General features: G+C 66.0%; 22 protein-coding genes and 1 pseudogene. 10 read left to right on the top strand and 13 right to left on the bottom strand.

What is annotated here, in order from left to right; translation table 11 throughout:
- Nucleotides 1-160: 160 nt before the first annotated feature.
- On the bottom strand, nucleotides 161-910 hold the full coding sequence (locus AB4Z47_RS07395; RefSeq protein ID WP_441948953.1) for a Mut7-C RNAse domain-containing protein: 750 nt from the start codon (nucleotides 908-910) through the stop codon (nucleotides 161-163).
- Nucleotides 907-2,061, bottom strand: a complete 1,155-nt coding sequence (locus tag AB4Z47_RS07390; RefSeq protein ID WP_441948951.1) for an FIST signal transduction protein — start codon at nucleotides 2,059-2,061, stop codon at nucleotides 907-909. The genes AB4Z47_RS07395 and AB4Z47_RS07390 overlap by 4 nt, the downstream gene beginning before the upstream one ends.
- Before the next feature lie 1,108 nt (nucleotides 2,062-3,169).
- Between AB4Z47_RS07390 and AB4Z47_RS07385 the strand changes: the two genes are divergently transcribed.
- A complete protein-coding gene (locus tag AB4Z47_RS07385; protein ID WP_441948949.1) occupies nucleotides 3,170-3,370 on the top strand; it encodes a hypothetical protein in 201 nt (66 codons plus the stop codon).
- Between the two features lie 252 nt (nucleotides 3,371-3,622).
- Here AB4Z47_RS07385 and AB4Z47_RS07380 read toward each other — a convergent pair whose 3' ends face one another.
- From AB4Z47_RS07380 to AB4Z47_RS07350, 7 genes and pseudogenes are all read right to left on the bottom strand, one after another.
- Nucleotides 3,623-4,339: an FHA domain-containing protein gene (locus AB4Z47_RS07380; RefSeq protein WP_441948948.1), complete on the bottom strand. Its 717-nt coding sequence runs from the start codon at nucleotides 4,337-4,339 to the stop codon at nucleotides 3,623-3,625.
- A 77-nt stretch (nucleotides 4,340-4,416) separates the two neighbouring features.
- Nucleotides 4,417-5,754: a VWA domain-containing protein gene (locus AB4Z47_RS07375; RefSeq protein ID WP_441948946.1), complete on the bottom strand. Its 1,338-nt coding sequence runs from the start codon at nucleotides 5,752-5,754 to the stop codon at nucleotides 4,417-4,419.
- 24 nt (nucleotides 5,755-5,778) lie between these two features.
- A complete protein-coding gene (locus tag AB4Z47_RS07370; protein WP_441949024.1) occupies nucleotides 5,779-6,567 on the bottom strand; it encodes a PP2C family protein-serine/threonine phosphatase in 789 nt (262 codons plus the stop codon).
- Between the two features lie 63 nt (nucleotides 6,568-6,630).
- Nucleotides 6,631-6,804, bottom strand: a pseudogene (locus tag AB4Z47_RS07365) (double zinc ribbon domain-containing protein); the annotation flags it as partial.
- Entirely contained in the window at nucleotides 6,801-9,035 is a 2,235-nt protein-coding gene (locus AB4Z47_RS07360; RefSeq protein ID WP_441949020.1) for a tetratricopeptide repeat protein, read from the bottom strand. The pseudogene AB4Z47_RS07365 and the gene AB4Z47_RS07360, both read right to left, overlap by 4 nt.
- Nucleotides 9,036-9,264: 229 nt before the next feature.
- Complete coding sequence (locus AB4Z47_RS07355) at nucleotides 9,265-10,245, bottom strand: glutamate ABC transporter substrate-binding protein (RefSeq protein ID WP_441948945.1); 981 nt, start codon at nucleotides 10,243-10,245, stop codon at nucleotides 9,265-9,267.
- Between the two features lie 105 nt (nucleotides 10,246-10,350).
- On the bottom strand, nucleotides 10,351-11,577 hold the full coding sequence (locus AB4Z47_RS07350) for a hypothetical protein (protein WP_441948944.1): 1,227 nt from the start codon (nucleotides 11,575-11,577) through the stop codon (nucleotides 10,351-10,353).
- A gap of 603 nt (nucleotides 11,578-12,180) precedes the next feature.
- Here AB4Z47_RS07350 and AB4Z47_RS07345 point away from each other — a divergent pair.
- A complete protein-coding gene (locus AB4Z47_RS07345; protein WP_441948943.1) occupies nucleotides 12,181-12,717 on the top strand; it encodes an SMI1/KNR4 family protein in 537 nt (178 codons plus the stop codon).
- 189 nt (nucleotides 12,718-12,906) lie between these two features.
- On the opposite strand, the gene AB4Z47_RS07340 is transcribed toward AB4Z47_RS07345, so the two are convergent.
- Nucleotides 12,907-14,556: a sulfatase-like hydrolase/transferase gene (locus tag AB4Z47_RS07340; RefSeq protein WP_441948941.1), complete on the bottom strand. Its 1,650-nt coding sequence runs from the start codon at nucleotides 14,554-14,556 to the stop codon at nucleotides 12,907-12,909.
- 449 nt (nucleotides 14,557-15,005) lie between these two features.
- On the opposite strand from AB4Z47_RS07340, the gene AB4Z47_RS07335 reads away from it, so the two are divergent.
- Nucleotides 15,006-15,767: a PP2C family protein-serine/threonine phosphatase gene (locus tag AB4Z47_RS07335; RefSeq protein WP_441948939.1), complete on the top strand. Its 762-nt coding sequence runs from the start codon at nucleotides 15,006-15,008 to the stop codon at nucleotides 15,765-15,767.
- Nucleotides 15,768-16,083: 316 nt separating this feature from the next.
- Here AB4Z47_RS07335 and AB4Z47_RS07330 read toward each other — a convergent pair whose 3' ends face one another.
- The gene (locus tag AB4Z47_RS07330; protein ID WP_441948937.1) at nucleotides 16,084-16,527 is read right to left on the bottom strand and encodes a hypothetical protein; all 444 of its coding nucleotides are present in this window, start codon (nucleotides 16,525-16,527) and stop codon (nucleotides 16,084-16,086) included.
- A gap of 157 nt (nucleotides 16,528-16,684) precedes the next feature.
- Here AB4Z47_RS07330 and AB4Z47_RS07325 point away from each other — a divergent pair, with 157 nt between their 5' ends.
- The 4 genes from AB4Z47_RS07325 (at nucleotide 16,685) to AB4Z47_RS07310 (ending at nucleotide 20,163) form a co-directional block, all read left to right on the top strand.
- On the top strand, nucleotides 16,685-17,410 hold the full coding sequence (locus AB4Z47_RS07325) for a L,D-transpeptidase family protein (protein WP_441948936.1): 726 nt from the start codon (nucleotides 16,685-16,687) through the stop codon (nucleotides 17,408-17,410).
- Between the two features lie 531 nt (nucleotides 17,411-17,941).
- Entirely contained in the window at nucleotides 17,942-18,466 is a 525-nt protein-coding gene (locus AB4Z47_RS07320) for a cysteine dioxygenase (protein WP_441948934.1), read from the top strand.
- A gap of 348 nt (nucleotides 18,467-18,814) precedes the next feature.
- Nucleotides 18,815-19,213, top strand: coding sequence for a rhodanese-like domain-containing protein (locus AB4Z47_RS07315; RefSeq protein ID WP_441948932.1), 399 nt, complete (start codon nucleotides 18,815-18,817; stop codon nucleotides 19,211-19,213).
- 98 nt (nucleotides 19,214-19,311) lie between these two features.
- Nucleotides 19,312-20,163 (top strand): serine/threonine-protein kinase, encoded by an 852-nt coding sequence (locus AB4Z47_RS07310; protein WP_441948931.1) that lies wholly within the window; start codon nucleotides 19,312-19,314, stop codon nucleotides 20,161-20,163.
- A 168-nt stretch (nucleotides 20,164-20,331) separates the two neighbouring features.
- Here AB4Z47_RS07310 and AB4Z47_RS07305 read toward each other — a convergent pair whose 3' ends face one another.
- Together AB4Z47_RS07305 and AB4Z47_RS07300 are read right to left on the bottom strand one after the other, a co-directional pair.
- Nucleotides 20,332-20,589, bottom strand: coding sequence for a hypothetical protein (locus AB4Z47_RS07305; protein ID WP_441948929.1), 258 nt, complete (start codon nucleotides 20,587-20,589; stop codon nucleotides 20,332-20,334).
- A gap of 12 nt (nucleotides 20,590-20,601) precedes the next feature.
- Nucleotides 20,602-20,799, bottom strand: coding sequence for a three-helix bundle dimerization domain-containing protein (locus AB4Z47_RS07300; RefSeq protein WP_441948928.1), 198 nt, complete (start codon nucleotides 20,797-20,799; stop codon nucleotides 20,602-20,604).
- Nucleotides 20,800-21,328: 529 nt separating this feature from the next.
- Between AB4Z47_RS07300 and AB4Z47_RS07295 the strand changes: the two genes are divergently transcribed.
- From AB4Z47_RS07295 to AB4Z47_RS07285, 3 genes are all read left to right on the top strand, one after another.
- A complete protein-coding gene (locus AB4Z47_RS07295) occupies nucleotides 21,329-21,814 on the top strand; it encodes a MarR family winged helix-turn-helix transcriptional regulator (RefSeq protein ID WP_441948927.1) in 486 nt (161 codons plus the stop codon).
- A gap of 33 nt (nucleotides 21,815-21,847) precedes the next feature.
- Nucleotides 21,848-23,158 carry an FAD-dependent oxidoreductase gene (locus AB4Z47_RS07290; protein WP_441948925.1) on the top strand — a complete coding sequence of 437 codons (1,311 nt, stop codon included), beginning with the start codon at nucleotides 21,848-21,850 and terminating at the stop codon, nucleotides 23,156-23,158.
- 255 nt (nucleotides 23,159-23,413) lie between these two features.
- A complete protein-coding gene (locus AB4Z47_RS07285) occupies nucleotides 23,414-24,412 on the top strand; it encodes a DUF4185 domain-containing protein (RefSeq protein ID WP_441948923.1) in 999 nt (332 codons plus the stop codon).
- Nucleotides 24,413-24,554: the final 142 nt, after the last annotated feature.

The raw sequence follows: 24,554 nt of genomic DNA, 5'->3' as shown, positions 1-24,554 counted from the left end.
ACTGTGGCTGACGAACGAGTGATCGAGACCGGTGCATCATTCACCTGTGCGCGCTCACCGGCTCCAGGCGCTGCGCGAAGGAGAAGGTGTCCCCGACCGGGCAGTCGGGCGCTGCGGGAGTCGAGAGACGTCGGCCACCAAGGCCTCCTCGGCACACCGGTCAGAATTGATCCAGCCCAGCGCGGATCGCCTCCACTGTAGCGTTGAGCCGGACCTGGTGCGAACCCTGCCAGTAGATCCGACCGCAGTCGCGACACTGCCGGAACGTGTCGTAATAGCGGCGGGTAAGCGGTTCCAGGCGATCTTCGATCTCGGCTTTTGCGACCGCGACGACGGCGCCGCCGCAGCGCAGGCACCGGGTGAACGGCGCCAAGCACTCGACGAGGTCGAGCCGCCGGATTACCTCGACGACTTGGTCGACCGGCTGGTCCGACCGGACATATACGCCGTGAGTGACGTTGCGCCGCTTCAGCAGTCCGCGGTCGCGGGTGAGCAGGATCCGGTGCTCGTCGGCCGACACCTCGGCGAGCTGGGCGTCGTCGGCGTCCCAGCGGCAGTGAACGTCGAGGCCCATCAGCCGCATCAGTTTGGCGAGTCCGCCGAGATTGACGTCGGCGACAAAGCGCGGCTCGCGCAGCGGGCGTGGGCGCACCCTGGTAACCCGACCGATGTCGAGGGTCTCGAACACGGGATACGCCGTGATACGGTCGCCGACCTGCGGGTGATGGTCGAAGTCCACCGGTTGCCCGTTGACCAGAATCAGGTCGACCTCGGTGTGCGGGATGCCGGCGGCCTCGACGACGTCCTTCACAGTCTGGTGCGGGCGGAACAGTCGGTGCAGCACCGTGTATCGCTCGTCAGGCCGCAGGAAATCGTTCAGCTCGGCGTAGGCCCGGATATCGACGCTCATTCGACGAACAGCGCCATCGATGCCGTGAACCCGTGCAGCGCATTGCGGCCCGCGATGGGTCCGATCTCGCCGGCGGCGAAGAAACCCGCCAGCGGAATGCCACCGAGCAAGTCCTCGATGGTCGCGGCGTCGTGATTCGCGACCCCGAACATCTGCCTGCCGCGTCCGTTGCATGTGAACAGCAACGCACCGGCCGGACGCCCGGGTAGGTCCGCGCTGGCACGCTCGAGGGCCGTACGCAGATCTCTGTCCGCGCCGACCGCGTCGCGGACCTGGAACTGTACGGTAGTGCCGACCTCGACGGCCTCGCCGATCTCGATCGCGCCGCTCGACAGGTCGGCCCCGAGGAGCCCACGGATCAGGAAATCGCCCTGCCCGGGCGCTGCCAAATGCTCATCGACCACGATTCCGATCTGCAGGCCGTGCGTCAACAGTTCCTGCTGATCGGGTGGCAGGATGTCGACGACCTCCCGCAACCGTTCGATCGGCGGCTGACCACCGAGCTCGGTAATCAGCGCGCCACGTGCGCCGGTGACGATATAGGGGTACCCGATCGGCCGACAGCCCTGCGACACGATCGGGACACCGCGCAAGCCGGGAAGCCGCACCCCGACCGCGCCGGACGTCGAAACATCACGGTCGCGAAACAGCCTGCTGCCGGTCGCACCCTGCGCTCCGCTCACCAGCCCGCCCATCACGATGGTGCCGGGCAGATCGGCATTCAAGTGCTCGAGCAGCAGATCGGCCGGAAACGAGTACGGGTCTGGCAGCAGCAGATGAAAGTCGCGTGCGGCTTTGTCGAAGCGGTAGCCGGCCAGCACCCCCCCGGTCGCCGTGCGGACGAAGTCCAAATGGAAGGTCTCGGCGCCAGGCAACCCGGATGCCAGCCACACTGCCACCGCGGGCTCGTCCTCTATCTCGCGGCGGCCTGCCACCACCGCCTGCGCCACGCATCCGATGAGTGCGGGCACCCGGACAGTCTGGTTGACACCGGCGAGTACGGCCGAGGCCTCGTCAGTGTGTGCCCGTGATGTGAGCAGCACGGCAAGCGACAACGTCTCGCCCGCGAGCTGATCGCGCGCATCCGTTGCGGCTTCCACGCCGGCCTGCCGCGCCTCGGGCGCAGTGGAGAGCCCGACTCCGATCCGCACCCTTCCATCGTAGCCAACCTGCGCGAACACACTCGTTGTTGCTGCACAATGTATTTCCGCAGGTGAGGGAGTGGTACTTCAGCCAGCGACGGCGCGAATGATGGTGGCGTCGTCGTCGAACGTAGCGGTCACACACACCAAAGCCCGGCGTTGCCATCCACCAGCATGAACGCTTGAAAGTAGCGACCCGGTAGCTGTCCGGTGCGTCTCTGGCACGCTCACTGTCCACCCTGCCTTCGAATCTTCCCAACCTGGGAAGGTGTCGGAGGCCCAGAGGTATGGATCGTTCTAGAGGGAGCCACCGTGGCGAAAGTCGATCCCGCTGGTTGGGTCGGCACCTGGGAACCCGAAGTAGAGCGCGCAGACGCGGCCCCCAGGGCGGCTGGTGCGCGCGGCGATAATTCGCGAATACGCCAGGGCACTCGACATCGCGGACGGCTTCCAGCCGCCAAGAGGCTTGGGAACGCTGAGCGCAGAGTGACTTCGTGGCGGCGGAAGTGTCGATCACAGTCTGCTGGAGAGTTGGCGAAGGCACCGCACGGAGCGTTGGGAAAATGACGCGAGCCGAGTCCGCCGGCCTGTCGGCGTAGATCCGAGCACTTCCAGTCGGCGTCGGCCGCGCCCATGCCGGCAGCGAGCGCAGCGAACGTGACCTGGCACGGCCGCCCTGCGCGTCGGTGTGCGCTGCAGACTGCTCGCATGATGCGATGCCGATTGTTTCCGCCGAACTGCAGTTCGCGGCAAATCTGGGCGCTGTCGACCTGTCGTTACCGGCGGACGCGGTACGCACGTTCGAGACGGTGGTCCCGTGCGAACTCGGTCTTCCCGGCGATTTCATCGCTGAATGCGACCGGTCTCCGTTCGCATCGGACCGTCAGCCGAGTCGACGCCCACTGTGGGCTCAACGGTGACTCCTGCACGGCGGCGTGCATACATATGTGTACCCGCAGCGGGCCGCCCGGTCGTAGGCGTCACCTATCCGTCCCTGCTGAAGGCGTGGTGAAGTACGCGCCGCGCGATCGGTGTCGAAGTTGCGGGCGCGTCGCACACCGAGACGGATAATCGGGTCGGCGGCGCGAGAAGGACCCGAATAATGCACGTGAAGAACATGAGTCTTGGAAGTCTGCTGATCCTGTCCTGGCTGATCGTCGGTTTGATCGCGGCTGGCCAGCGCGACTACTTCGACAGCGGTCCGATCAACTGCGCGGGCTTCGGCACGACCGCGCTGACAGTGCTCGCCGGTCCGCTGAACTACATGGGCCTGAATCCGAAGATCGCGGATTGCAATGTGCCCCAGCCCAGCCCGTAGGTGGTACGAACACAACGCCTTTCGCGAATACACGCGCGGTAGATAGTGTGGGAACGACACGCGGCGACACCGGCGCCTGCGGCAACCAGGCTGAACTTGCTCAGCCTGGGATGAAACGCACCCACGATCGCGCAGCGGCTGGACCGTACAAATATCTGCCGGCCGTAGGGTCATATCACGTGGCCGGATCGCGAAACGACTTCCGTCCGGGCACACCAAACCGCTCGGTTTCCTGCCCGAACGTCACTCCGTTCAGGCGGGTTCGGCGGACAGCGTGATGGTGGTCCAGCCGCCGAGGTGGATGCGGTCGCCGCTGCGCAGCGAAACGGCGACCTTGGGTGGTAGTAGGTCCTCGCTGCCGTTCAGGCTGGTGCCGTTGGTTGAGCCGAGGTCGGTAATGGTCAGGCCGCGGTCATCGATGTGGAGCATGGCATGCGCGCGCGATACACCGATATCGGCGGGGGCGATGCCGAGATCAATTCCTGGCGCGATACCTTGCGAGACGCTACGCTTGCCAATCAAAATCTCGCTGCCGTGCAAGACGATTCGACGCTCCGGATAGTAGGTGGGGAAGCCGACCTGCTCGGCGTCGGGGCCCTTGCGGGCGATGACCCGGTCGTAGAACTGTCGGTCGGCGACGATCGTGGCGATCCAGGCGACCGGGCGCGGCCGTTCCGCGGCAGCCGGTTCGGATGTAGCCGGTTCCGCGGCGGCCGGTTCGGATGTAGCCGGTTCCGCGGCGGCCGGTTCGGGTGGCGCCGGCTCCGCAGAGCGCTGCACCGGACGGGCAAGGGCCGAATCACGCCCGCACACTTCACAGAATCGACCGGTGCGCACCGCACCACAGGAGGGACACAGCGCGGCCGACTCGTTCACATCCGGGACGGATGCCTGTGCACCGACCGGCTTTCCGCAGACGTCGCAGTGGTACGGCGCAAGGGACAGATGACCGTCCGGACAGATGTCCATCACCACTCCTGCCATCTGATCGCAAGTGCCTTAGTCTGGTCGGTTCCAGCGAGCAAGGCTCCATACAGGTCGCTCATCTACATTTCCTTCCATACCCGAGCGGTCTTGGTCGAGCCAGCCGCTACGGGCAGCCCCTCTCGTATCCGCGCCGTCTTGGTCGACCGAGCATCCAAGGCCATCTCGTCTGCCGCGTCCACGTGCGACCGCAGCCGCACGGTCCCCGTGCGTTCGTCGACCTCGACCACGCCGCGCAGCAGCTTCGCTGTGCCCACGTTGCCGGACTCCGCGGCCAACTCCACTGCCCGGCGCAGCTTCACGGTCGCGATCGCGGTGTCGCCGTTCTTGCGCGCCGCCAGCCCGTCCCGCACCGCCTGCGCCAACTCGGCCTGCCCGGTGTAGTGCGCGACGCGTCTGCTGATCCGGGCCGACAACGCGGTGTCGGTGGTCCACAGCGCCCGGACCAGCCCCTGGCCGAGAATCTGCTCCCCCGCGAGCACGCTGATCCGGGCCGCGAGCTTCTCCCGCCCCGGTGCCGCGGGCTCCACCCAGACCTGGAGGTGATAGTCGCGGTTCTCCACGCCCCACGCGCCCAGCGAGTACTGTCCGACCTGCGGACCGAACTCGGCGCGGCGTCCGGTCAAGTCCTCGATCGCCGGCGCGACCTGCTTGAGGAATTGCACCCGCGCACCCCGCGGTGTCCACACCCGCAGCGTCAGCTCCCGAATCGTCTTCGCCATCGAGGTCTGCATCATGGCCGCGAAGTCGGCCGCGAGGTTCGCCGGATCCCTGACGATGTCCACCGTCCCGTGCAGGGCCGAGGAGATGGAGCGCACTTCGTCCACCCGCCAATCGGTTCCGACACCGCGGCAGTCGCAGGTGAACATTCCCTCCGACAGCTTGATCTGTCCAGCCAGCGTTTCCGGCTCCTCGTGTTCGTTCTTGCCGTCGGTCAGCAGGATGGCGTGCACCATCGCGCCGGGATGCTGCGTCGCCAGCTGTCTGGCCTGACCGAGCCAGGTGCCCATCGCCGTACCGCCGTGCGGACGCAACCGGTTCAGCGCGCGGCGCGCGGCGGCTCGGGAGCGGCGATCGGCGCGCACCGAGGGAATCTTGGTCGGAAACACCGAGCGCGCCACATGGGTTCCCTCGACGATGGCGAACTGCGTGCCATCGGCCACTTCCTCCAGCGCGGCCAGGGTCGCGCTGCGCGCGCCCTCGAACTTGTGGCCCGTACCCATCGAACCGGAGCAATCGATGATCAGGATCTCCACTCGCTCCTGCGGCGGAGCGGTCACCATCAGGTCGCTGCCCGCCTCGACGGTAACCACGGCATCTACTGTGCCGGCTCCGGCGCCCAAGTACTCGTTCTGGTCGACGGCAACCGAAATCCCTTTGCTGCCAGTAGAACCCAACATACATCTCCTGCTCGGTCGGACCGGTCACGGGCGAACGGGGGCGAGCGCGACGGTGATGTTGTCGCTGCCTCCGCTACGCAGGGCGAACTCGGCCAGTTCACGCGCGGCGGACAGTGGGACGGCGCCAGTGGCCATGGAGGCAAGCGATGCGGCATCAGACTGGTAGTTCCACAGTCCGTCGGTGCACAACAGCAATATCCCAGGACCCGTTGTGCGGAATGTCCGCACGCAGTTGTCCGACCAGGGTTGCGACCCGCCGTCCGCGCCGAGCCAGCGTAGCAGCGTATGCGCCCGTTGATCATTCATTGCGGACTCCTCATCCATGGCACCAGCGTCAACGAGGGCCTGCGCCCACGAGTCGTCCACTGTCAGGCGCTGTGAGGGCGGGTTGCCGTCGTCGTGCGCGGTCGGAGGCGTCTCGGTACGCAGCCAATACGCGCGGCTGTCCCCCACGTTGGCAACCGCGATCTCCACCCCTGCGACGCCGCGGTCGCGCACGACGGCCGAGACGTAAGTGCAAGAGGGGGAATGCCTTTCGTGCGCCGCGGTGGCGCGGACAGCCCGCGCCGCTGCCTCGAGCCCTGCCATCACCGCCGCGTCGGCGGGCCGTTCRCCGGCCAGCGCGGCCACTGCGGCGGCGACGCCGGCGCGCGCCGCCGCACCCGAAGCCGCCTGCGGGTTCTCCGATGTGGAAACTCCGTCACAGACGACGATCACCAGGGCTGCAGGCCGACCGGGGACATCGCCGTCGAGCACCGCGGCGGCCACGGCGTCCTCGTTATGCGCGTGCGCGATGCCGCGATCGGTCAGCACACACACCGCACCCAGGTCTGCCTCGAAGCGATCGGGTGCACGGCTCAGTTCGCCGCATCGGACGCAGTAACGGTCGGCGTCGTACCGCCTTGCGCCGCAACCGACGCACGCTGTCGATGGAATGTCATTGCGCGGCAGAGCAACCCTTCGAATGCCGAGCTCGCGTCCGCAGGCTTCACAGTATTTGTCCGCGGCGTCGACTTCCGCGGCGCAGGCGGGGCATTCGGCCGCTGTCACAGCGTGGTCCTCGGGCGGATCGCGTTCGCCTTGTCGACCAGCTCGATCCGCGCCCACAAGTCGTCGGTTCCGCGGGCCAGCTCGCGATAGCACTGCTCGAGACCGGTGCGCACGCCGTCCTGATTCAGCTCGGCGCCCAACAGCGGAGCCGGATATGAGGGAGCCTTGCCGGCACGCAACCAGCCGAGCGCGGCGGCCAGCACCCGCATCCGTATCTGTGCCACGCGATGTTTCGAGTCCAGGGCCAGTCGCTCCACTCGACTACCTGCTTCGCGCAGCACCCATTCGGTCAGCTGCGCGGGGTCCCGATCAGCGAGCAGGGCTTCCACCGCGGCGATTCTGGCCTCGGTGAACAATGCGGAGGTCGGATCCACTTGATCGAGCACCGCCACCGCGCCCGCATGGTCACCGACGGAAGTACGCAGTCGCGCGAGACCGAAGACGGCGCTGACGAACGTGTGATCGGTGTGCCAGACCGTCGCGTAGCGCCGCGCCGCGCGTCCCGGATCGCGGCCGGACAGTTCCGTGACCGCGGCGAGGGCCAGCTTCGGTGCGGGCTCACCGGGTAGGGCAGCGTACACGGCATCGAACTCCTTTGTAGCCCTGTCGAAATCGCCTTCCAGAAGCCACGCCTGACCGCGGTACCAGGCCAACCGCCAGTCGCTGGACAAGATCGAGGAGAGCTCGTCGAGCCGCCGATGGGCGTACTCCACCGCGCCCACTTCCAGGCCCGCACGCACCAGGCGCAGCGGGATCTCCACAGATTCGGCGCCGCCGGTGACAACCGACCGCAGCCCAGCGGCGAAGGCAAGCTCCAGTTCGCTGGGATCGGTGCCGTTCGTCGTCGCCAACAGGGTGGCGCCGCTGTCCGCGGCATCCACCAACGGCACCGGCAGTGCGGCGATGACTGCCCGCGGGTCCAGCGGCACACCACCGAGCCCGAACACCGCCCGCGGCGGCCCGAAGCAGTTCGACATACCCGGGCGAGGAATACCATCATCGGTCGACAGCACCTCGCGCAGCACGCCGACGAGCTGATCGGACATCTCCTCCGTCGAGGAGAACCGGGCCTGCGGGTCGGGATCGGTAGCGCGCAGCAGGAACCGGTGCAGCGACTCGTAGGAGGCCAGCAGCGGCTCGGTGTCCGGGCCGGGCAGCGTGCCCACGTACTCGTCCTGCAGCGGCACGGGCATGATCAGTACTGCGAGTGTGCGACCGATCGAGTACACCTCGGTAGCGACCGTCGGCCCGGTCTCGGCGATCTCGGGAGCCTGATAGCCGATGGTGCCGTAGATGGGGCTGTCGTTGTCGTCCATCTCGATCACCGCGCCCAGGTCGATGAGCTTCAGCTGCTCATCGGTCTGCATCACGTTGTCCGGTTTGAAATCGCAGTACGCGCGCCCGCGCGAATGCAGGTAGCCGAGTGCGGGCAGCATCTCCAGGATGTAGGCGATGGCCTGAGCGGGCGGCAGATGTGAGCCATCCAGTTCGCGCCGGTCGCGCAGGATCTGCTTCAGCGAGGTTCCGCCGACGTACTCCATCACGATGTAGCCGACGGCGGCGCCGTCGGATCCGGTGTGCTCGGTGAAGTTGTGGATCTTGACGATATTCGGATGGTCGACCTCCGCGAGGAAGCGACGCTCGGCCATCGCGGCTCGCAGGGCGTCCGAATCGCCTGAGTTCAACAAGCCCTTCAGCACCACCCAGCGGTCGTTGACCCGGTGATCGGTCGCCAGGTAGATCCAGCCGAGGCCGCCGTGCGCCAGGCATCCGGCCACCTCGTACTGGCCGCCGATCAGGTCACCCTTGACCAGCTTCGGAGTAAACGAGAATCTGGTGCCGCAGTTGGCGCAGAAACCCTCGCTGCGCCCAGGCTTTCCGTCGCGGGCACGACCGACCGGCTGCTCGCATTTCCCGCAGTAGCGCTTGCTCTCGGCAACGTGCGGTGCAGCCATGACCGCTCTCAACGGGTCGATCCGCGGCACCCGCGGCACATCCACCATGCCCGCGCCGAGCCTGCCACGCGCCGTAGCGCTGGACGTCGAGGACCGGCTGGTCCGCGCCGATCTGCCGACGGGGCGGGTGCCCACGACGGCCGCCGCGGTGGGCGCGGCGCCGCAAGCGTCGCAGTATCCGTCGACAATCGTTCCGGCACAACCCGGCTCGGTGCACGCACCGCCCGCCGGCGGCACGAACCGCTCCGCCACCACGCTGTCCTTGATGGGCGCCATGCCACACACCACGCAGTAGCCGGCCTCGACGGTTCCGCCACACCCGGGCTCGCCGCAGGTCATGCGCTCTTCCCCGCTTTCTCCGCCATGATTTGCCGACAGTCCAGGACCGGGCGGGCGACCGCCGTCAGCTCCTATAGTTTCCACGAAAGCCGGCCCGCCGCGACCCGATTCGAGGTGGGAAAGTCACGATCCTCGCCGAGTGAAGGAACTCGCATGATGGTCGAGCTCAGTCCCGGTACCGCGGGGCCGGTGGTCCCGGCGATGGGCCGAGCACGCCGAGCCGGGTGCGGTACATCCGATCCCAGGTGCCGTCGGAGCGGATCCGGTCGAGCACCCCGTTGACGAAGCGGACGAGTTCGGAGTTTCCTTTCGGCAGACCGATCGCATAGTTGTCCCGCCCCAGCGGATCGCCGACGACTTCGAGGTTGGCGTCCTGCATTGCGAGTCCGTGCAGGATCGTCTCGTCGGTGCTGACCGCGTCGGCGTGTCCCTGCTGTATCGCCGCCAGGCAGTCGGTCCAGCTGGTCGTACCGATGACCGTCGGCCGCGCAGGAAGGGCGAACAGCGGCTCGGCCGAGGTGCTACCGTGCGCGGCGCAGACACGTTTGCCCGCGAGGTCGTCCGGGGAACGGATACCGGAGTTCTTGGCCACCAGAATACGTTGCGCCGAAACGTAGTACACGCTGGAGAAGTCGACGTCCTTCGCACGTTCGCAGGTGGCAGAGAAGGTGTTCACGATCACATCGACCTCGTTGTCGCGCAGCGCGTCGATACGTTCGGCCGAGGGGACCGTACGCAGCTCGATCCGCTCCGGGTCGCCGAACAGGGCACGGGCGATCTCCCGCGCGAGGTCGATATCGAAACCCTCCACCTGACCGGTCTGCGGATTGCGGAACCCGAACAGGTAGGTGTTCTGCTCCACCCCGACCCGGACCCGGCCGTTCGCGACGATCTTCGCCATCGCCGAACCGGGTGGCATAGAGCCGGGTGGCGGCAGCGGGCCGGGCCGCAGACTCGCTGTTGCATCGCAGGTTTTGTCACCGCGCTGGTGCGGTGCACTGGTGATCTCCGCTGCGCCGGGCGGCAGCGGGTTCACCCGGCCCAGCACCATCGGCGCGCGATTGGAGGTGCCCGAACCGCACGCGGTCACCAGCGCCACCACACCGATCAGAACCGCCGCTCCGAACGGCGACAGTCGCCTGCTCACCAGAACCGACTCACGCGTGATCCTCCGATGACCTCCGGTTCTCGGTCGGTCTCGTATCCAGCCGCGGATCTGCATCGGGGTGGCCTCATTCCGTCTTTCGCACACTCACAAGAACTCCTGCAGTCGCGGCCACAACCCGACGACGACCGCACCCCCGGCAACCAACAGCAGCACCAACGTGCCCGCGGGACTCCAGGCCAGCGCATCCCCCGCGGAGTCGACTCCCTCACGCAGTTCGGCCCGAGTGACGGCGAGTTGGTCGCGCACTTCGCGATCGAGATCCGCGAATCTCGTGGCCGAACTGTCCACACCGGCACCGATCGCCTGCCTCACCGCCGCTGAATAGTTCGCCGCCTCGTACGCCTCGAGCTGCCTGCGATGCCCGGCGATCCATCTCGAGAATCCCTGCAACGCCGCGGAATCCGGGCCGGTCGCGTCCGCAAGGCGATCCCGCAGCGCTGTCGTGTGGGTGACGAAATCGTGCTCGCCCGCCGAGATATCGCCGCGAGTGACCAACTGCAGCGTCTCGTCGGTCCTGGCCTGCTGAGCCAGAATCCTGGCCTGGGCCAACGCCTCGAACCGGCTGGTCACGCTGGACCGGCCGGTCTCGACGGACGCCGCGGCGATCAGGGTCGCCCCGACCGTCCACACCAGCGCGATTGCCGCCGCGCCACCGGCAACGGCCAACCCCACGTTCAGGCGACGATTGGTCAGCCGCAACAGCACGAACGAGCCTGCGCCGCAGGCGATCAGTACCGACAGCAGCAGCACGACACTGGTCAGTGGCAGGTCCCCGATATCCCGCTGATCGGCACGAACCGCCGCCAAGCGTTGGCTGCTGAGCCGTTCGGCGTTCGGCAGCAGTGACCGCTGCATCAGACTCGACGCCTCTCGTAGGTATGCCGAGCCGACCGGAAAGCCCTGGCGGTTGTTCGCACGCGCTGCCTCGACCAGCCCGGTGTACGCGGGCAGTTCAGCGGAAATCTGTGCGACGATCCGGCGGGTCAGGTCATCCGAGGCGCCTGTCGTCGCCTCCGCCAGCGCGGCCGCCGCATCGGCCAGCGCCTGCTGGTATCCGGTGCGCACCTCCGGTGATTCGATACCGCCGGACAGGAACGCCGCGGCCGCCAGCGCGTCGGCCGCTGACAGTGCGACATACAGACTCTGTGCCGCGTAGGCCACCGGCTCGGTACGCTCGAGTACCGCATCGCGTCGGGTCACCTTGCCATTCAATTGATTCGCGCAAGTGAGTCCGGCGAGCAGGCAGAGCACAGCCGCGACGACGACGATCGCGCCGATCGCCCCGGGCGTCGTCCCGGCGAAGCGTCGCACCCACAATCCTCCGTTGCGGATGCTCGCCGGTACGCGAGGTCCCACACCGTTCCCCAATCCGATTGCCAGCGGGTGTCTCCGATCGCGACAGTGTACGGGAGGCGGATGCAGTTCGCCGGGAATCGCGGAAGTGCGTGAACCCAGCCGTGCACTGGTGCGCCCCCCGGCGAATTCGATTGTCCCCCTCGCAGTCGGATGAATCGGCGGCCGTTCGCCGGACCCGCCGCAACAGCTCCTTCGACAATGGCTCGACACAATACTCGGCGCCAACTCACCCACTGGCCGTGTTCGCAGGTCCGTCCGCTCCTTGCGACCATCCTGTGCGAACTGTGCCTTCGCCGCGGTGGTGTACGCACTGACCAGCGCCTGTGCGGGCAGACTCTCCTCCGTCGATCGGTTCGTCACCGTGGATTCGGGCGAGTTTGTCCTACCCAGCTGGCATGCTCCGGCGAGGAAAAAGCGGATCGGAGAGAAGGGGATGGAGATGCTGATCTCCATTGCGAGCCGGTGGTGCGTGGCGACGATAGGCGGGGCGAAGTTTGCGGAGGTGGTCGCAGTCGAGAGGGCAACACACAGTCTGATGCCGCGGAGCGGGTTCTGATCATGGCGGCGTTCGAAGAGGTCATGGCGTCGTTCTGGGACTACACCTTCGACACCGGTGTTCAGGAACCGCTGACCGACGAAGCGGTCCGCGAGGCCGAAGAGCTGCTCGGTGTCACGCTTCCCGAATCGCTCTTGCGTCTGCTGCGGGTACGCAACGGCGGGTCGGTCGGCGACCGCTGGAACGCGGTTCCCCTCGACTGCCCGGACGGGGACGGCGAGTGGTCCGATCCGGGTGAGAAATACGAACAATTCGACATGCTGAGGGGAATCGGGCACCGCGACGAGGACGACTCCATTCTCCTCACACCGTACCTGGTGCGGGAGTGGGAACTCCCCTCCCCTATCGTGTTGCTCGATGGCGACGGGCATTACTGGATCGCACTCGATTACCGCAACAGCGGCCCACATGGTGAACCGTCTGTAGCGTTGTTCGACTCGGAGGATGGTGCGTCACGTCTCCTCGCAGTAGATTTTGAATCCTTTGTCGAAAAGCTCACCGCAGCCGAAGATTTCTGGGCAGAGGAAGACGCCCGCTAGCCGGCAGCGAAGTAACGGAGTGCGGCTATCGCGGGACAAAGGTCGAGGTCATCCGGCTCACCCTTCTGTCGCAGCCGTGAAGAAGGCTGATGTTCGTGTTCGCGCGCGCCGTCCGTTTCAGCGACCGGCGGACCAGAAGCCGGCCGCGGTGGTGTCGGGATCGGCCGGCATAGTGGACATCGGTCGGGACTATTTGGGGAGCACGTTTTGCAGTTCGCCCAGCGCGTGCTGTGCAATTGCGAGAATGTTGTGTTCCTGTGCCAGGTAATCGGCCCAGCCTTGTTCCTGTGCTTGGCGCAGGTAAGGTGGAAGCGGCTGGTTCAGTTCGACAATGGCTTGTTGCAGTAGCGGCTCCATGTGGGCGCTCAGCTCACCGTTGCGGGCTGCTTGGTTGTCGAGTTCGAGTTGTCCGCCCGACGCAGCGTAGTCGTAGAGCTCGTATTCTTGTTGCTGAGCCGGATCGATTTCTATACGTCCGTTGACGAAGTGTGAATAGGACACGTATTTCGCGTCGGCGGTGCGTACCGCTGCGACGTGTGCGGGCGCATTCTGGTTGAACAAGACGGCTGCCTCTTCGATGGTGGGTTCATCGGTGGCATGGACGATCCAGGGCCGCCCGGGAGTGCCCCTATCGCGGCACAGGGCGGCGATGTCGAGGCGATCGGCGAGGTGTGTGTATCTTGCGTCCCCCCGCCATGCGCTGCCGCCGGTGGCGATCGTCAGCAGCAGCGGGGTGATATCGACGCTGGACGTGAGCTGTCCGCGGGTCCTGGTGGAAGACGTTGGGCTCAGCAGGCCGCGGGGATCGTGCACATACAGCGGCACTCGGATCGCCTCGTCATAGGCCGCGCCACCTTTACCGTGCAGCCCGTGCGAGCCCGCATAGTCCCCGTGGTCGGAGGTGAAGACGATGACAGTGTTGGCGGCGACATCCAGGCGCTGGTACAGCCCGTCGAGCACCCGCCCGATCTGGATGTCGACCTGCTGCTGCAGCCACAGGTAGAGGTTGCGCATGTCGATCCACTGTTGCTCGGCACCGGGAGTTCCGTAGGGTGCCATCCCGAACGCGACCGCCGAGGCTTCCACCAACGCCATCTGCAGGCGTGGCTTCTCGGCCAGTTGCTCGAGAGTTTCGTAGTTCGCGGGCAGGTCGTTCATCCAACGTGGAATGTCGAGCTGCGCTTGAAGGCGTCGAGTCCACCGGGGCCACCACTGGATGTCGTGCGGATTGACCAACGACACCGTGCAGCACCACGGTCCTCGACCTGCTTCCGCATCCAGCCAAGCGAGGAATTGGTCGACGATCGTAGGGTCCATCTGCAAGCCCTGTCCGGGCGCCCCGTTGGGCGACGGATAGGTGCCGCCCGCGAATCCGTAATTCGCCAGCGAACCCGGATCAGTGTCCGAGTCGTGCCCGAGATGCCATTTACCCCACCACACCGTCTCGTATCCATATTCGCGGATCATCGAGCCCCAAGTGGGGAACAGCGGCGACAATGTCGACTGCGAGGTCATCATGCAGCCGGTCTGATGAGAGTACAAGCCGGTGAGCAGGACCCCACGCGACGGTGTGCAGTCGTTCGCCGCGGTGTAGTGCTGCTCGAATGACACAGCGGCTCGGCGGATTCGAGCGATATTCGGCAGTATCCCGTCCAACGCTTCCTGGTCGGGAAACCACATCGGCGCGCGCATCTCGTCCACCAGCACCACGAGGATGTTCGGCTTGTCAGGGTCGACATCGGCGCGGGCTTTGCCGGTCCCTGTCGCGCCCGGCATCGCAGTGGCGGCCGTTGCGGCCGCGGCACCGCGGGCAAAGAACCGACGCCTGTTGATCGACACGCTCTACTCCATTCACGGAATTTTGCACATCTCGGTTGTCTGGAATCTGGTCGATCAGTCGGCATCCGTCGGAAGTGTCGCTACAGATCCGGGGAAGCCCATCTGATGCCGAACTCCATCGCAATCGGCACTATAAGTGAGTAGTCCCGCGAAAGGGTTCAAGGTGGCCACGAGCGCGATCGCGTCGACTACCCCGAGCCCACGTACGCCAGCGGTCCGGTTGGCGGTCTCGCATCCCAGGCGTGGCACGCCATCTGGTGCCGGCCATAGGCAGCGCGGTGCTGTGGACCCGCCGACCAGATCCTGTGGATTACTCAGTACGCGCGCTGTGACCTGATCGAAAGCGACTTCACAGCAAATACACGGGTGATTCTGGTGAAGCACACGGAGTGGGGCGATGTATTGGGAGGGTGCTCATGGAGCATGATCCGGCCCCGAGGAGGTCAGCAATGCACACTGCCACTACATCGAGCATGCCGCGGATCGAGATGCTGGGGCTCGCCGGGGCGTTGGGGGATTCGGCGAGCCGGCGTGGGTTGCGGTCGATCAACGCTGATGCGGTGGCCGTCGCGACCGACGCGGTGACCGGGGCGACAGCGTTCGTCGTCGCCGACGGTGTCGGGGATCATCTGCTTGCCGCAAGAGCGGCGCGCATGGTTGCCTCGACCGCGGCGCGGGTAGGTGCGCGCGACGGGGCTCGAGCGGGAATTCTTGTGGCGCAACAGGAATTGCTGGACGAGTTTCCGGAGCCGTCGGCCGACAGTGTGCTCGTCGTCGCGGTGCTGCCCGCCGCAGGTCAGCCGGATCGGCCCTGCGAGGTGGCGTGGGTCGGTGATTGTCGCGCGTATCGGTGGAACGGGCGGGTGCTGCACCAGATCACCACCGACCACACCGTCGCCGAGTTATGGCGAGCCCGTGGGCTCGTTCCTCCACCACGGATGAACCATCTCGTCACCACTTCGGCGCGCACCGTGCGTCCGGCCGATATCGGTTACGCCGCGACCGGATCGAGCACGGGCAGACTGCTGCTGAGCACCGATGGCGTGCACAAGCCGCTCGGCATCGCTACGATCAAATCCTTACTCGCGGACGGCAACACAACCGGGACCATCGCGAACACCTTGGTTGACACCGCCCTCCGCACCGGAGGAACCGACAACGCCACCGCCCTTGTCGCGGACTACCGTCCCCCGGTGCCGAACATCTCATGAGCCATTCCCACCCGCCCGTCGGCGCGGTCCGGCGTAGAGCTCGATCTCTGCCCACCTCGCCGTCTCGCCACAGCTCCGTCTGCACTTCGGCGATTTGGCCGGGCCCGGAAGCCATCGTCATCTGCCGGTGCGTAGTCGATACGGCGTGGTTGCGCACCGTGCCGTCGACGACGTTGCTCCAGATCGACGCGCCAGCGCAGCCGGTCAGGCGTCTAGGCCGGCGGTGAAATAGATGACATCGCCGCGGTACATCCTCGGCTGGTAGGCGCTGCGCAGCAGCACCAAGCGCGCTGCCCCGTCGAGGATTCGGGTGACCCTATCGGGCGCCGAAGGAGGCGAACGGCTCGGGGACATCGGTCATTTTCTGCGGGACCGCGACCGATCCACGTCCGAGACGTTGCCGTGGTCGCCGGCTCGTTCGCCGAGGAGACCGCCGATCAGCCCGGCCCGGTACCTGCTCGGCATCGCCGGTCGCCGTTCCGGGTGGGTCCGCTATGTAGCTGTCCATCATTGCGAGCAGCGCGACGTGCTCTCCGTCGCGCCGCAACTGCACCACGATTTCGTACGCGGTGACGCGGCCGAACAACCAGCCGAGTAGGTGGTAGGGCCGTTCGGCTGTGTCGAGCGGATCAGCTCGACATGCCGGGCTGCAGGTGAGTTCGCGCTGGTCGGCGGGATCGCCGGTCGGATTCGCGACAAGGGCGAGGTGTTCCGATGCGAGCTGCTCTCTCGGGTGGCCCAGCGGCCCCACTGAAGGCATTCAAGTCCTTCGGGGCCGTGCGCCCGAGATCGAGCCGCTAGCGATCCGGCGGGAACCGGCCGGCTGACGGCTCCCTCTTCTATAACCTGCTCTACGAGTTGTTTCGCGGCAGCATGTCCTGGGCGTGCACATCGAAGCCTGAATCGCAGGAGCGTGAATGGAGTTGGCGGATGGTGGTGTCCGAGACGCGGCGGCGCGGCGGTGGACCGTCACGATCACTCTGGCGACCGTGACGGTGGTCGTTGTGGTGCTCGGCATCGTGTTGCTGCCCAGAATCACCGGCGACCGGCCGCCGTTCGACCCGGCCGCCGTTCCCGGCACTCAGGTTGTTTGGGTGACCGCGCCGGTCGGCGCCGACCATGGGACGTTGCAACTGTGGCAGCGAAACAGGCTCCGGCACTGGGAACGCACGTTCACGGTGCCGGCATGGGTCGGCGCGGAAGGGATTTCGAAGGAAGCCGAGGAAGGCGCCAGCTACACACCGGAGGGTACGTTCGCGTTGACCGAAGGTTTCGGCCGGTTGCCCGACGTGGACGCGAAACTACCCTACCTGTCGGTCGACTCGTCGAACACCTGGTGGTGGGTATCCGACACGAAAAGTCCGCTGTACAACCAGAAATTCCAATGCGCCGAGGCCGACTGCCCGTTCGACACCACTTTGAGCGAGAACCTCGGGAGAACCGAGCCGCAATACAACTACGCGCTGGTCATCGACTACAACCGCTTCCCTGTCGTGCCGAAGAAGGGCTCGGCCTTCTTCGTCCACGTCGAAGCCGGTAAGGCAACCGCAGGCTGCGTCGCGGTCGCCGACGAAGTCATGCGTAGCCTCCTGACCACCCTCCAACCCTCGAGGAAGCCGGTCATCGGCATGTACTCCACCTGATCACCCTTGGGCAGGCCGGATTCGCATTCGGGCGGCGAAGAGCTTGCCTGACCAGAGGGTGATCGACGAATGGCTACGACTCATCGATGATCACGTCCAACGGCAGCCCGTTCAGCCGGATCCTCTAGTAGTCAGCTCTTTCCGGCGCCGAAAGACATCGCTGAATCGCTGGGCATAGAACGGATGCGCCACAGGGTGTCCGGCGGCGACCCTGCGGCATCGACGGCTCACCGCCTGGCTGGACAGCGAAGTGGCGATTACGTCCTCTGATCAGGCCGTCGAATTTTGCTCGCGCTGATTGTGTTTGGTGGCAGACGCGCCGGGATGGCGGATAATCCATGCGGCACGACCGCACCTGGATGGCCGTTCGGCGCCGACGGAGCCACCAGCATCCGCCCGGTGCCACTACGGACTCGTTCGGGGCGCGGTCGGCACGGCGCGGTAGACGACATCCTTTTCGGCCTCCGCGCCGGGCTCGCCACGGTGCTGTAGCTACACCGGATTGTCCGCACGACCACGTCAGGAGCACATGTGACCACTTCCCTCGCGGTGAATCTCAAGCACACCCGCGAAATCCATCCCGACATCGATGTGCCGCTCATTCGGGATGCCATCCATCCGGACCGAGCGCTGTGGTCACCCGCGGAACTGCACAAGCTGACCAGCGAGGTGGCCGGTGAATTGGCGACGCCGCTGCTGGATATCGTGCGGTTCGGCGCCCAGGAACGCTGGTGGACCCGACTGGCACTGACCATGGGCGTCGAACTGTGGCTGCTGTCGTGGGCTCCGGGACAGGGCACCGAACCGCATGACCATGGCGGCGCAGCCGGTGCGTTCACCGTCTCCATCGGCGAACTCAGCGAGGAATACCTGCACACCGGTGGGCCGGTCCGGACCGCGGAATGGCAAGCCGGCGACACGGTCGCATTCGGACCCGATCGGGCGCACCAGCTCCGCAACCGCAGCGCGCGCCCCGCAGCGTCAGTGCATGCGTACTCCCCACCGCTGCGGCCGGTCCGTGAGTACCGCAGTCTCACAGACTTCGCGGGTGCATGAGCGAGCGCAGCGAGCGAACGATGAGTACAGCCGAGCATCGCTCGGTCATGATGGAGTCGAGCGCCAGCGAGGCGGAGTCATGAGCGAGCGCAGCGAGCGAACGATGAGCACAGCCGAGCATCGCTCGGTCATGATGGAGTCGAGCGCCAGCGAGGCGGAGTCATGAGCGAGCGCAGCGAGCGAACAACAGGTACAGCCGAGCACCGCTCGGTCATGATGGAGTCGAGCGCCAGCGAGGCGGAGTCATGAGCGAGCGCAGCGAGCGAACAACAGGTACAGCCGAGCACCGCTCGGTCATGATGGAGTCGAGCGCCGGCGAGGCGGAGTTATGAGTGAGCGGAGCGAACGATGAGCACAGGCGCCCAGGAGATGGTCGCCCTGGCCCGGGCACAGCTGGATCGGGTCGCCCCGGAGCAGGCGGCGGCGTTGCAGACCGACGGAGCACTCGTGGTGGATATTCGGCCGTACGCGAACCGACTTGCCGAGGGAGAGATTCCTGGTGCGGTGGTGGTCGAGCGGATCGTGCTGGAGTGGCGCCTCGACCCGGCCGGCGAGCACCGGCTACCGAGTATCACCGCGGATACTCCGGTGGTGATTATGTGCAACGAGGGCTACGCGTCCAGTCTCGCCGCGGCCGACGCACGCCGCCTCGGCTTGCGTCACGTCACCGACCTCATCGGTGGATTCCGGGCGTGGAAGGCAGCCGGGTTGCCAGTAGCGCCGGGAGGAACGCAAGCGGTGCCGTAGTGAACGGTTCCCGACAGGCACGACCGCCGACTCGACCCGGTCGCCTCGGTGACCTCCTCTGGTCGGCGAGGTTGTTGCGGTGGCTCTAGGCTGTGCCGGTGTTACTCAGGCCAGGAGCCCGGTTCGCGGAATATGTCGTCCGAGCGCCACTGGGACGTGGCGGCAGCAGCGAGGTGTACCTCGCAGAGGATCCGGAACGGTCGAGGGCGGTGGCGCTGAAGGTCCTGCGTGGCGCCGACAGCCGGTCGGAGGCGGCGAGGGGCCGGTTTCGCGACGAGTTCGATATCGCGCATGCGTTGCATCACCCGAATATCGTGCAGGTGTATGCGCATGGTGAGTCCGAAGGCTTGTTATGGCTCGCGGCCGAGTACGTCGATGGTGTAACCGCAGCTGCGCTGGACCCGGCGCCACATGAGAGTCCGGATCTCGCGCTGGTGCTGGATGTGCTCACCGGTATCGCGGAGGGTCTGGACTACGCGCACGCGCGGGGTGTGGTTCACCTCGATGTCAAACCGTCGAACATCCTTGTTGGCCGTGGCGATCCGGTGACCGTGCTGCTTACCGATTTCGGGACGGCTCGCCGATGGGAGGGGGTCGAGCCGGTGGCCCCCGGTGGCTTCGTGGTGGGGTCGGTTCCCTATGCGGCGCCGGAATTGTTGCGGGGCGAGAAGCTGTATCCGGCGACGGATCAGTACTCGCTCGCGTGCTCGGCGGTCGAATTGCTCACCGGTCGCCCGCCGTTCTTACGGTCGACTCGGTTCGCGATCGCAGAAGCGCAGTTGCATAAGCATCCGCCCGACGTCTCGTGGCGTCGACGCTGGATCCCGCACGCGGTCGACTCGATCCTGGACAAGTCGCTGGCCAAGGATCCGTTCGCGCGATATGCCACCTGCGCGGAGCCGATCCGGCTGATCGCGCACGCGTTGCGTGGGATCGAGCCATCCGAATGACCCCGAGCGTAGTGCGGGCCGATACAGATCCCGAACGGCGAAGGACGCGAGAGTTCGTACACCGGGCTCGGGGTCGTCCTCGAATTCGACGGTGGCGTCGCGGTGGCCTCCGGCTCGCCGGGGTGGCCTGGCTGATCCGCGCCGGCAGCGGTTCTTTCCGTTCCGCAGTCAGGGTCGGTCCGCCAATTCCCGCCCGGATACTGATCCCACCGCGGAGACGCCGGGGAATCTTCGGCGGATCTGGGTGATGCAGCGGAGGACCTCATGCAGTTCGGTCCGGAGTCGACGCAACTCCGTAGTGCGTCCTGCAGGACCGGATGGTCCTGCACGTTTCATCGCTTCGATGAAGTAGGCCAACTCGTCTGCTTCCGCGACCAGCAGGTTGAAAAACACTGTGGCCTGGGCCTTGTCAGCGTAGTCGTTCACTGTCGGCTCATGTCACCTCGAGGTTTCGGACAGTTCTCGTCCGGCGCGGCGTTCGACGAGTAGCGGGACGAACTCGCGCACCGGCGCGCCCACGAAGCGTTTGTGGATTCGTTGGACAACCGACGCGATGGTGTCAGCGGTTAGCTCTGGATGGCATGTCGTGAGTCGCGCGACGACATACCGGATCTGTGTAGCCTCGTCGTTTTGCATGGCTCGGTCCCTGCTCGGTGGTTTGTATGCAAACAAGCACGCCGACCTGCATCATGGCTTCCCCCGGCAGCGACCGCACGGCCTTGACGGGGCGTCTCGATGCTCTGCGGCACTGTCTTGCTGTACGCCCTGAGTCGCACGGCAAGACAGTGACTTCGTGACGGACCGGCGTGCGCTGAACTGCTAGACCGTCACGCTATAAAATGTACCGTTGCTTGACGGTACGATCAATGGCGGCGCACGAGCCCCAACTGCTGGCCGAGCTGAGACCACCGGCAACCATCGCAGCAATGCCCGAACAGATATGCGCGAATCCGGCTGCGCCGCAAGCGGATAGCTGCCGCCGACCCCATGCGGCCTTCAAATTTTGCGACGGCGAACGTGATGGACCATCAACATGGCTGGCACGCAGCGGAATCCGGCCGCGGGCATCCCCTGGCACCCCCACGCCATGCCACAGGCTCGAGTCAGAGCCAACGCTCGACACAAATTTCTTGTTTCCCAGAAGCAAATAATATAAAATTGTTTCATGGAAGCAAACAAAGAACAGGTATCCGAGCTGGCTCGCACGACCAGCCGCTTCGCGGAGGCAATGCGCCAGGGGACTTCCAGGGCCTATGACCCAGTCCGGGTCGGGGTGCTCCAGTCGGCCGCCGAGGACGGCCCGCTGCGGGCCGGTGAGGTCGCCGAGCGACTGGATGCGTTGCCGTCCTCGGTCACCCGGCATGTCAAGGCACTCGCCGACGCGGGGCTGGTGACCACCACCCCGGATCCGGCCGACCGGCGGGCAGTCCTGGTCGAGGCGACCGAGGCGGGCCGAGCCGAGCTGCGGCAGTTCCTGCAGATCGGTGACCAGGTTTTCGGCGCGGTGGTCGCCGACTGGAGCGCCGAGGACGTCGTCGCTCTCACTGGCCTGCTCGACCGGCTGATCGAATCCTGGGCCCGGCTCGGGACCGAACACCAAGACCGGGCAAACACCCGGCGCGGCAACCCCTTCGGCTGGAGCCGGGGCTGACGACATCCGCGTCGCCATCGAAAGGAAATACTGATGTCCACCAGAACTCCGCTGCATGTACTCGTCGCAGGTGGCGGGATCGGCGGCCTCGCCCTTGCCAACGGGCTGCGCAAAGCAGGTGTCAGCGTTGCGGTCTACGAGCGCGACCGGCATCGGACCGACCGGATCCAAGGATTCCGCATCCACATCAATCCAGCTGGTAGCCGCGCGCTGCAGGAACTCCTCTCGCCCGAGCTGTACCGAGCGTTCACCGAGAGCTCAGGCAAGGGCGGCAACGGATTCGGCTTCGTCACTGAGCAGATGAAGGAGCTGGTCAGCCTCGCCCCTGAGGCCGCCGCCGGCCCGGGCGAGGGCGGGCACTACGGCATCAGCCGGATCACTTTGCGACAGATCCTGCTCGCCGAACTCGGCGACCTCGTGCAGTACGACAAGGCCGTCACCGGATACCGGCAGCTGCGCGACGGCCGGGTCGAGACCCACTTCGCCGACGGCACTTCGGCAATCGGTGACGTACTGGTCGGCGCCGACGGTGGAACCTCTCGCGTGCGAGCACAACTACTGCCGCATGCCGAGCGGGTGGACACCGGAATCGCCACTGTGGCCGGTAAGTTCGCGCTCACCGCGGAAAGCCGGGCGAAAATCGCACCTGAGTTCGTGAATTCGCCGCTGTCTGTCCTGCCGCCGAAGAGCTGCGGTATGTTCATCGCCCCACACGAATTCGAGCGGCCTGCGGCCGAGCGGATCGGTGGCAACGACGGTGCCGCCGAGCTGGTCCCCGGCGCTCTCTTCGACAACACCGAGCCCTACGTGTTCTGGGCGTTCGCTGCCAAACGCGCGGACTACGCCACCGACCGTGAGCTGGAATCGCTCAGCGGGCAGGAACTGCACGAGCTCGTCGACCGAATGATCGCGGGTTGGTCGCCGCAGTTGCGTCGACTGGTCGGCGAATCCGCCACCGACACGGTCACCCTCATCCCGATCCGCACCTCGGTTCCGGTCGAGCCGTGGGAGACGACCGCGGTCACCCTGCTCGGCGACGCCGTGCACAGCATGACCCCGTTCCGCGGTATCGGCGCCAATATCGCACTGCGCGATGCCCAGCTGCTGTGCGCGAACCTCGTCGCCGCCGACCGTGGCGAGCTGCCGGTGCTCCGGGCCATCCACGGGTACGAGGCCCAGATGATCGACTACGGATTCGCAGCGGTACGCGCTTCGCTCACCACGGCGAACCAGACGGTGTCCGACAGTCGCGTCGCGCGGGTCATGGCGAGGGCGGTGTTCCGCGTCGCCCGATCGGTTCCGGCGCTGAGGCGAAAGATGTTCGCCGAGCTGGGCACCGACTGACAGTCTCCGTATCGAGGAATCGGCCGCGGGAGTCGGGGGCACTCCACTTCCGAACCAGGTGAATCTCGGGGATCATCCGGATCTGCAGTTGCAGGCCCGAGTGCCGTCCCGGCGGCGTGTCTCGCGAGGAGATCAGGTCGAACGGGCAACGCTCCAGGCACCGAACCCGATACTGGTCGTGTAGGCCTGCTGTCTCGATGCTCCGTACGAGCTGTCCGGGACGCGACGCAACGTGAATCAAGGGGGGGTCCGGCGATGACCAAGATCAAGAATCTGAATCCGCTTCCGATGGCAGACATCGGCGGCTCGGATCTCTTCATCCCGTTCAGGATGCCGAGCGGTGACGTCGGGTTCATCCCTGGTGACACGTTCGCGGGCACCGAGCCCGCGGTAGGCGGCCCGAACTGGCGTTCGCCGATGCTGCTGCGAAGCAACACCCACGACATGGCCGAACCGATCGAGTTCCAATCGGCCGCACGCGGCGCTCGACAGCTGTGGGATTACGTCCACGACAACCCGGAATTCTCGACCGTATTGCCCTGTGACGCCATAACCATCGGTAGCCGAATCTATTTGTGGGTGATGGTAACCCAGGGCCTGGGGAATGAGCGGTGGTGCGAGATCCACTATTCCGACGACAACGGGGAGAGCTGGGCCGACACCGCAGTTCGATGGTCGACCAGTGCGTTCGGTGGCAAACGCACCATGATTTCCTGGGAGCGCGGTGGTGACGGTTACGTCTACATCATCTCCACCGGAGGGCTTGCCCGCAACAAGAACATGCTGTTGTGGCGGGTGCGCGAGAATCATGCCGACCTCACCAATCCGGCCGCCTGGCAGGGGTGGGGCTGGAACGGCCAGAACTGGGGCTGGGGCCGAGATCCGGGCAGCGATCCGCGACTGGGCATCCTGGCCGATGGCACCAGGCTCGGTGAGATCGGGCTTCGCCGGATACAGGGGAACTGGGTGATGTCCGGTTTCGACGCCGGCGCTTACAGTGCCTTCGTGAAGGTGGCCGGGAACATCACCGACAATTGGCGGACGGCCAGGACGTACCGGCCGGTGAAGGGGTCGCCGTGGGTACTGGGCGGCCCAGATATCGTGCCCCGCCTCTACGGCTGTTATGTCCACCCTGACAGCAGGTTCGACGGCGCATTTTGCATGATCGTGAGCGAGTGGGCTGAATCCGGTAACCCCTATCGCGCAATGCAATTTCGAATCTTCGGCATCTGGTCGGCCGTTCCGATCGCCTAGACCCATCAGATCCGACCCGGCCCGAGTGACGACTGTCGGGCGGCGCGCCTCCCATCGCGCCGCCCGCGACCGGCATCAAGCCATGGCCGGGGTCATCACCGCGATATCTCGCCCCACAGCATCCGTGCCTCAGCCGGGCTTG

The organism is Nocardia sp. 2TAF39 (assembly GCF_052114905.1).
Lineage (GTDB): Bacteria > Actinomycetota > Actinomycetes > Mycobacteriales > Mycobacteriaceae > Nocardia.
This window is presented reverse-complemented; position numbering and strand designations above follow the sequence as displayed.

Bases quoted from the DNA above. Each gene is read 5' to 3' on its own strand.
- AB4Z47_RS07315 (WP_441948932.1), top strand. From the start codon at position 18,815: ATGAGCACAGGCGCCCAGGAGATGGTCGCCCTGGCCCGGGCACAGCTG.
- AB4Z47_RS07375 (WP_441948946.1), bottom strand. From the start codon at position 5,754: ATGTTGGGTTCTACTGGCAGCAAAGGGATTTCGGTTGCCGTCGACCAG.
- AB4Z47_RS07385 (WP_441948949.1), top strand. From the start codon at position 3,170: ATGAGTCTTGGAAGTCTGCTGATCCTGTCCTGGCTGATCGTCGGTTTG.
- AB4Z47_RS07325 (WP_441948936.1), top strand. From the start codon at position 16,685: ATGGAGTTGGCGGATGGTGGTGTCCGAGACGCGGCGGCGCGGCGGTGG.
- AB4Z47_RS07285 (WP_441948923.1), top strand. From the start codon at position 23,414: ATGACCAAGATCAAGAATCTGAATCCGCTTCCGATGGCAGACATCGGC.
- AB4Z47_RS07395 (WP_441948953.1), bottom strand. From the start codon at position 910: ATGAGCGTCGATATCCGGGCCTACGCCGAGCTGAACGATTTCCTGCGG.
- AB4Z47_RS07335 (WP_441948939.1), top strand. From the start codon at position 15,006: ATGCACACTGCCACTACATCGAGCATGCCGCGGATCGAGATGCTGGGG.
- AB4Z47_RS07345 (WP_441948943.1), top strand. From the start codon at position 12,181: ATGGCGGCGTTCGAAGAGGTCATGGCGTCGTTCTGGGACTACACCTTC.
- AB4Z47_RS07290 (WP_441948925.1), top strand. From the start codon at position 21,848: ATGTCCACCAGAACTCCGCTGCATGTACTCGTCGCAGGTGGCGGGATC.
- AB4Z47_RS07360 (WP_441949020.1), bottom strand. From the start codon at position 9,035: ATGGCGCCCATCAAGGACAGCGTGGTGGCGGAGCGGTTCGTGCCGCCG.
- AB4Z47_RS07330 (WP_441948937.1), bottom strand. From the start codon at position 16,527: ATGCCTTCAGTGGGGCCGCTGGGCCACCCGAGAGAGCAGCTCGCATCG.
- AB4Z47_RS07300 (WP_441948928.1), bottom strand. From the start codon at position 20,799: ATGCAAAACGACGAGGCTACACAGATCCGGTATGTCGTCGCGCGACTC.
- AB4Z47_RS07380 (WP_441948948.1), bottom strand. From the start codon at position 4,339: ATGGACATCTGTCCGGACGGTCATCTGTCCCTTGCGCCGTACCACTGC.
- AB4Z47_RS07295 (WP_441948927.1), top strand. From the start codon at position 21,329: ATGGAAGCAAACAAAGAACAGGTATCCGAGCTGGCTCGCACGACCAGC.